Source organism: Limnofasciculus baicalensis BBK-W-15, from assembly GCF_024178385.1.
Classification (GTDB): domain Bacteria; phylum Cyanobacteriota; class Cyanobacteriia; order Cyanobacteriales; family Coleofasciculaceae; genus Limnofasciculus; species Limnofasciculus baicalensis.
The window spans coordinates 1-7,506 of record NZ_JAMZMM010000302.1 but is presented as its reverse complement, the minus strand read 5'-3'; the positions used below and the strand labels follow the sequence as shown (position 1 = coordinate 7,506).

Sequence of the window (7,506 nt, the reverse complement as noted above, 5' to 3'; positions counted from 1 at the left end):
AAACTAGATCGGGAGTTGTCAGATAAGATAGATAAACTGAATGCGAAGTTTTCGGGTCAGATAGACAGCCTTGATGATAAGATAGATAAACTGGATGCGAAGTTTTCCGACAAAATTGATAAACTGGACGAAAAAGTCGATAAACTCACCGTAGAATTAGCCACTTGTACGACAAACCTAAGTAATTTAGATAAACGAGTCGAAAAAATAGAAGGAACAAAAAAAAATCAGATTTGGAATTACACTGTTAGGCGGCTCTTTAATCACCATGGGTTTTAGAGCATTTTTTATGGACAATAATCCCTGATTGCGTGACTCCTCGTTTGGTGTAGAATGAGGGTGATAGCTGTAAGCAATTAAAGGAGTGAAATATAATGTGTTAGCGCACCATAATATACCCGACAGACGAAAGACTATAAAACACGTTAGCTTAAAAGAACTATTAGCTTCATGGCAAAGATTTGATTTGTAACAGGGGGTAACAAAATGTCGCTCCCTATCTTCAAGTCTCTGACGCTTTCCTGAAGAGCAACAGTCAAATGCTCAACCAAACTAATATCATAGCACAAAAGCGAAAGCCATCGCCAATTAATTTTTAAGGGGAAAAGAAAATGGGCGACATCAACACAGCAGAATTATTAGTCCGTTGTCTGGAAAACGAAGGTGTAGAGTACGTTTTTGGACTACCTGGGGAAGAGAATTTGCATGTTCTCCAAGCCCTAAAGTATTCATCCATTAAGTTTATCACCACCCGTCACGAACAGGGTGCTGCTTTCATGGCAGATGTTTATGGCAGGTTGACGGGTAAGGCGGGAGTATGTCTATCTACTTTAGGTCCTGGTGCGACTAACTTGATGACGGGGGTTGCCGATGCTAACCTTGATGGCGCACCATTAGTCGCAATTACGGGGCAAGTGGGAACGGATCGAATGCACATTGAATCTCACCAATATTTAGATTTGGTGGCAATGTTCGATCCGGTAACTAAATGGAATGCTCAAATTGTTCGCCCCAGTATTACACCGGAATTAGTCCGGCGGGCGTTTAAAATTGCTCAAAGTGAAAAACCGGGTGCGGTTCACATTGATGTGCCAGAAAATATTGCGGCTATGCCAGTAACAGGTGAACCCCTAAACAAAGATGCGCGGGAAAAAACCTATGCTTCTTTTCGCAGTATTGGCAAAGCAGCGGTAGCCATTTCTAAGGCTAAAAATCCTTTGATTTTAGTGGGAAATGGGGCAATTCGGGCTAATGCGAGTGAAATGCTCACAGAATTTGCTACCCGGTTGAATATTCCGGTTGTCAATAGTTTTATGGGGAAAGGGATGATTCCTTATACCCATCCATTATCACTTTGGACAGTAGGATTGCAACAGCGAGATCGTGTTAGCTGTGCCTTCGATGAAGCTGATTTAATTATTGCGATTGGCTACGATTTAATTGAATATTCCCCGAAAAAGTGGAATCCAGAGGGAAAAATACCTATTATTCATATCGGGGCAATTACTGCTGAAATTGATAGCAGTTATATTCCTTTGGTAGAAGTCGTTGGGGATATTTCTGACTCTCTAGCTGAAATAATGAAGCAAGGGGATAGGGCAGGGAAACCGACTCCTCATGCAGCAGAATTAAGAACCGATATCCGGGCTGATTACGAATATTATGCCAATGATGATGGATTTCCGATTAAGCCGCAAAAACTAATTTACGACTTGCGCCAAGTAATGGGAGCTGAAGATATTGTGATTTCCGATGTCGGTGCCCATAAAATGTGGATGGCACGTCACTATCATTGCGATCGCCCGAATACTTGTATTATTTCTAATGGGTTTGCTGCTATGGGTATTGCCCTGCCGGGGGCAATTGCAGCAAAATTGGTTTATCCAGATCGAAATATTGTGGCGGTTACGGGTGATGGCGGATTTATGATGAATTGCCAGGAATTGGAAACTGCTTTACGAGTGGGGACTCCTTTTGTTACTTTGATTTTCAATGATGGCGGCTATGGTTTGATTGAATGGAAGCAACAAAATCAATTTGGTGAATCAGCTTTTGTCCATTTTACTAATCCTGATTTTGTTAAGTTTGCAGAAAGTATGGGGCTAAAAGGTTATCGGATTAATTCTGTAGCGGAGTTGATTCCTACCCTAAAGGAAGCGATGGCGCAAGATGTGCCTACGGTAATTGATTGCCCAGTAGATTATGGCGAAAACCTCCGCTTTACTCAAAAGGCTGGGGATTTAAGTTGTAAGATTTAGGAATGGGGAAGAGAGTTTTGAGTTTTGAGTTTTGAGTTTTAAATTAAAACTCAAAACTCAAGAATGAGAAATATTCCGGGGAATGGGGAATGGGGAATGAGTTTTGAGTTAAGAATATTGAGGAGCAAAAGTTATGACAATCGCTCAAACAGAATATAAATACATAGAAATTGACAATCGCAATGTGCCCATAATCGCCCCTGACAAAAAAAACTTCAAGCACAGGGGTTAATTAGAAGATGATCGCAACAACAGGAATTAAAGTTTAATTTCTTGTCCTTGATTGGTGAATCTCACATCTTTAATCTTTAATTGAGGGTTATCAATTAAAGTTTTACGCAAAGTACCGAATAGGGCAAACTGTTCGCACGTAGAGAGGGAAACAAACTGACGCTTAGTATTAGGAGATAGGCGAAAATCAATTGTAACCACACGTTTGTTGAGATCCAGATTAACACGATATCCAGCAAGATCGAAGTCACTAGAAGTGGCTAATTCAAGTACTTTTCCTACAGCATTTGTCACGGGAGTATCGGCAGAAACCGCTACTTTTTCCGGGATGAGAGTCTCGCACTGACTGTCAGGATGATAGATATTGAGTGAGATCGTGTTATTATTATTATTTATGCTTAGGTTTCCAGCCTCATTTGTCCCCTTGACAGCAATATCTGTTGGCAGTGGAGATGGCGATGGTGCTACTTGAGTGGTGGCTACTGTGCCAGAGGAGGAAGATATTGTGCGATCTCGTTGCAGGAGCGCTTCGCCCTCGCTGGCAGCCAGGATATGATAGCTACTAAAACCAGCACAAAATACTCCAATAACTAGAGGGGCTAGATATTGTTGAACGATCTTCATATTAGCTATTCGTAAAACGATCTTTTAGCTGTTGCCTATTACAACAGTTACATCAGCTAATATTCAAAGCTGTTTGCCAAAGATCCGGAGAAAAAGTCAAAAGTCACGCATTCAAAAATATCCTCCCTATTTCAGACTTTAAGGAAAGAATCGCAAATTGTTATCAAACAGGGAAGTTGGGTCTATTGACAAAAAATCCCGATCGAGGAAGAATAATGTGGTATGTATTATTTAGTGCGATCTGCTGGCTTTACTCGCGAGAGCGATCGCGTTCCCTAGCCTGCTACAGGCGATCGCCCGATGGCAGTCAGTAAGTTGAAATCTGTACAGATATTGACTTTAAACGTCAATCCGTCGAAACTTCAGATTTGGGTGCAACGATTTATTAAGCGACACTAACAGGAAATTGACCCTTACGTTTAGCATTCCTTACCTTGAAAATAGAGGTAGATGTGGGTAACTAAGAGGTAAGGAAATAGATTTTCATCCTTGTGGACAATTGTCCATGGTGTCTGTGTGAATAATCGGTATTTGATGTTTGGAGAATAAGAGTTTATTCTCGTAGAAATTAACACCAAAAATGGTAAGTGTGGGTGTTTATTTTTTCGTTATCGGCGTGAAGTATAGCAAACTCGAAGAGGAGCTATATCGTCGCCAATAGTCCAGAAGGATCTAGTCAGAAAAAAAGCAAGGAAGCGAAATGATAAACAACCGAAGTAGCATAAATAAATTTTACCTGGAAAAATTGCCTATTTATTAGCAATTGCCAGGATTTAATTTTATCGATTTTATGGATTCAAGTCCGTTACCTGACAGTAGTAATCTCCCTCTCACTGGATGAGCCTACTCTCCCAGCGCGAGGGAGAATTAGGAGGCATTATGCTCACACAAGAAGTTCGCAATACACTGTTTGATGTTGCCGATTTAAACCAACTCAAATCAGGTCTCAATCGCTTACCAGCAGTAGATGTAGGTGAATTCATTACCGATCTTTCCCCGGAGCGTCGGGCGATCGCATTTCGCATTCTGCGGAAAGATCAAGCTATTAGTGTATTTGAATATTTACCACCAGAAATACAAGAAGAATTGATAAATGCCCTACATGATAGTCAAGTTTTTCAAATTGTAGAGGCAATGCGCCCTGACGATCGGGCAGAATTATTTGATGAGTTACCTGCTATAGTTGTTAAGCGGCTTTTGCAACAACTCAGTACTGCGGAAAGACGGGCAACAGCAACAATTTTAGGTTATCCGGAAGGCACAGCCGGAAGGGTGATGACTACAGAATATGTGCAACTACGACAAGGGTTAACCGTCGAACAAGCAATCGAGAAAATCCGTCAAGCTGACCAAGATAAAGAAACAATTTACTACGCCTACGTCACCGACGACAACCGCAAACTGATGCGAGTCGTCTCTTTACGACAATTGTTATTTGCCCAGCCAGATACCTTAATTCGCGATGTAGCTAGCGATCGCTTAATTCAAGCTCGCACAGAAATGCCGCAGGAAGAAGTCGCGCAGCTAATGAAGCGCTACGACTTACTAGCTGTACCTGTAGTGGATAGGGAAGATCGATTAGTGGGGATTGTCACAATCGATGATGTTGTCGATATTTTAGAAGAAGAAGCCACTGAAGATATTCAAAAACTGGCTGGTGTGAGTGGTGGTGACGAAGCTGCCTTATCATCGCCTCTAGTTACAATGCGCAAACGTCTCCCCTGGTTAGTGGGAGTAATGGGATTGTATATCGGGGCTGCTAGTGCGATCGCGCCCTTTCAGAAAGTGATTGCCCTTGTGCCAGTGTTAGCCGTGATTATGCCCATTTTTTCTAACACTGGGGGCACAGTTGGCATTCAAGCCCTAACCGTCACTATTCGGGGACTCGGTGTGGGAGAAGTCACCCCCAAAGATACCTTAAAAATTCTGCGTAAGGAAATTCTAGCCGCTTGTGGCACATCCCTATCTTTAGGTTTGACCATGATTGGTTTATCCTTAATTTGGGCACCTCCCAAAGATCGTTGGGTAGCCTTTGCTGCTGGGCTGGTTATGGCAATTAATGTCTTTGTCGCAGTCACCTTGGGCACATTATTACCCATGGCAATGAAGCGACTAAAACTAGATCCAGCTATGATTAGTGGTCCATTACTGACTACTATGTTAGATGCAATTGGCTTTATTATTTTCCTATCGCTAATTTCACTTGCTCTAAAAGTGTTTCCAATTTAGATGAAGGATGAAGGATTAACTGAAACAGGACTTAATCGGCGACATTACATATAGTAGCGATGGTCCGTTATGCTTTGCTAACGCACCCTACGGATAGAGGCTAATATAATCTTGAATTAAAATTCAAAATGGACTTCGTCCCGCAACGCTCTCCAAAACTCAAAACTCAAAACTCAAAACTCCCCATGACTACCACTGTTTGGACACGCCGCCATGTGCTTGGATTAGCTGATTTTTCTCCTAGTGAATATGATACTGTGTTACAAACAGCGGCTAGCTTTCGAGAAGTGCTATCGCGGCGTACCAAAAAAGTACCTGCACTACAGGGACAAGTAATTGCCAATTTATTTTTTGAACCCTCTACTCGTACTCGCAGTAGTTTTGAACTAGCCGCTAAACGCCTATCTGCTGATACACTTAATTTTTCACCCGGTACATCTTCCCTGACGAAAGGAGAAACTATTCTCGATACGGCAAAAACTTATCTGGCGATGGGTGCTAATATGATGGTAATTCGCCATCGGAATGCGGGAGTACCTCAGACAATTGCAGCGGAAATGGATCGATTAGACACGCGAGTTGGTATTCTCAATGCAGGAGATGGACAGCACGAACATCCTACTCAGGGATTACTGGATCTCTTTACAATCTGCTGTCTTCTCAACTTTGATTATCCCCGTTTAGGACTCCTTGCTGGCAAAAAGATTGCTATTGTTGGAGATATTATTCACTCGCGGGTTGCCCGTTCTAATATTTGGTGTTTGACGGCAAGTCGAGCTGAAGTTCATCTCGCTGCGCCCCCAACTCTTCTGCCAAAATGGTTTGCAGAAATTGTAGATGAGGACAATAGTAATCAAGATTCATCATCCCAAATACCTCGGCGACAGCTATTTATCCACTCGGATATTGAACCAGCCTTAAAAGATGCGGATTTTGTCATGACATTACGGCTGCAAAAGGAACGGATGAGTGCCCATTTATTGCCCAGTTTGCGAGAATATCACCAGCATTATGGTATCACGCGCGATCGCTTAAAATTATGCAAGCCTGATGTGAAAATACTACACCCTGGCCCGGTAAACAGAGGTGTGGAAATTAGTTCAGATTTAATGGACGATCCTCAATTTAGTCTAATTTCCCAGCAAGTAACAAATGGTGTGGCTGTGCGGATGGCTTTGCTCTATTTGATGGGGAGTGGGAGTCATTAGTTGTTGGTTATTTGTTGTTGGTTATTTGTTGTTGGTTATTTGTTGTTGGTTATTTGTTGTTGGGAGGAAAACATATATCCTGGCTAAACCTGCCATTAGCGATTAGCGATTAGCGATTAGCGATTAGCGATTAGCGATTAGCCATTAGCCATTAGCGATTAGCCATTAGCTATTAACCATTAACCATTAACCATGCCTCTTACCACTCCAATTGAAAAACATACTAAAGATAAATTTGCAGTTACTTTTGCACCATTATCCCTAGAAGAAGTTTATGCCCTCGCAGATGATTCGGCAAATGGTGCCGTCGTTGTCATGAGCGGTACAGTACGGAATCAAACTGATGGCAAACCCGTTGTAGCTCTAGAGTATCAGGCATACCAACCTATGGCGTTACGAGTATTTGAGGGGATTGCATCTGATATTCGCCAGACTTGGCCTGATGTCAATCGAGTGATAATTTATCATCGCACGGGGCGGTTAGAAATTGGCGAAATTAGTGTATTAGTAGCTGTAGGCTCCCCTCACCGCTCGGAAGCATTTGCTGCTTGCCAATATGCGATTGATACTTTAAAACACAATGCTCCTATTTGGAAAAAGGAACATTGGGCTGATGGTTATAGTAGTTGGGTGAGTATTGGTGCTTGTGAGAAAACAAGCATTGAGAAATGTTAAATGGGATCTTCTAATCTCTATTAGTTTCCAACAACAAAGAACTAGCAAGCAACCACTAATAACAAAAAAGGAGAGTCACTGAGGCGACTCTCCCGATCATCAGGGTGCATCTACTTAACATAGTATAGCACGATAGGATTGAGGGGTGTCACCCCTTATTTAACTAGTTTTTGTAAAGATTTGTTGCGAAAGTGGGTTTTTTGGAGTGGGAAAGAAAACTTTAGCCAACAAAAAAGGAGAGTCACTGAGGCGACTCTCCCGATCATCAGGGTGCATCTACT

Annotated in this window: 7 protein-coding genes; 6 read left to right on the top strand and 1 reads right to left on the bottom strand. The window is 42.1% G+C overall.

Going from position 1 to position 7,506, the window contains the following annotated elements; translation table 11 throughout:
• Both NJ959_RS22605 and NJ959_RS22600 read left to right on the top strand, forming a co-directional pair.
• Positions 1-279, top strand: a 279-nt coding sequence (locus NJ959_RS22605; protein WP_254014002.1) for a hypothetical protein, incomplete at its 5' end; no start/stop codon positions are given.
• 332 nt (positions 280-611) lie between these two features.
• Complete coding sequence (locus NJ959_RS22600; RefSeq protein WP_254014001.1) at positions 612-2,258, top strand: acetolactate synthase large subunit; 1,647 nt, start codon at positions 612-614, stop codon at positions 2,256-2,258.
• 258 nt (positions 2,259-2,516) lie between these two features.
• Here the strand turns inward: NJ959_RS22600 and NJ959_RS22595 are convergent, their stop codons facing one another.
• Positions 2,517-3,113, bottom strand: coding sequence for a sporulation/spore germination protein (locus NJ959_RS22595; RefSeq protein ID WP_254014000.1), 597 nt, complete (start codon positions 3,111-3,113; stop codon positions 2,517-2,519).
• Between the two features lie 185 nt (positions 3,114-3,298).
• Between NJ959_RS22595 and NJ959_RS30275 the strand changes: the two genes are divergently transcribed.
• The 4 genes from NJ959_RS30275 (at position 3,299) to NJ959_RS22580 (ending at position 7,225) form a co-directional block, all read left to right on the top strand.
• Complete coding sequence (locus NJ959_RS30275; RefSeq protein ID WP_256529601.1) at positions 3,299-3,427, top strand: hypothetical protein; 129 nt, start codon at positions 3,299-3,301, stop codon at positions 3,425-3,427.
• 565 nt (positions 3,428-3,992) lie between these two features.
• Positions 3,993-5,342: a magnesium transporter gene (gene mgtE, locus NJ959_RS22590; RefSeq protein WP_254013999.1), complete on the top strand. Its 1,350-nt coding sequence runs from the start codon at positions 3,993-3,995 to the stop codon at positions 5,340-5,342.
• A gap of 185 nt (positions 5,343-5,527) precedes the next feature.
• Positions 5,528-6,550, top strand: a complete 1,023-nt coding sequence (locus NJ959_RS22585) for an aspartate carbamoyltransferase catalytic subunit (protein WP_254013998.1) — start codon at positions 5,528-5,530, stop codon at positions 6,548-6,550.
• Positions 6,551-6,742: 192 nt separating this feature from the next.
• Complete coding sequence (locus NJ959_RS22580) at positions 6,743-7,225, top strand: molybdenum cofactor biosynthesis protein MoaE (RefSeq protein ID WP_254013997.1); 483 nt, start codon at positions 6,743-6,745, stop codon at positions 7,223-7,225.
• Positions 7,226-7,506: the final 281 nt, after the last annotated feature.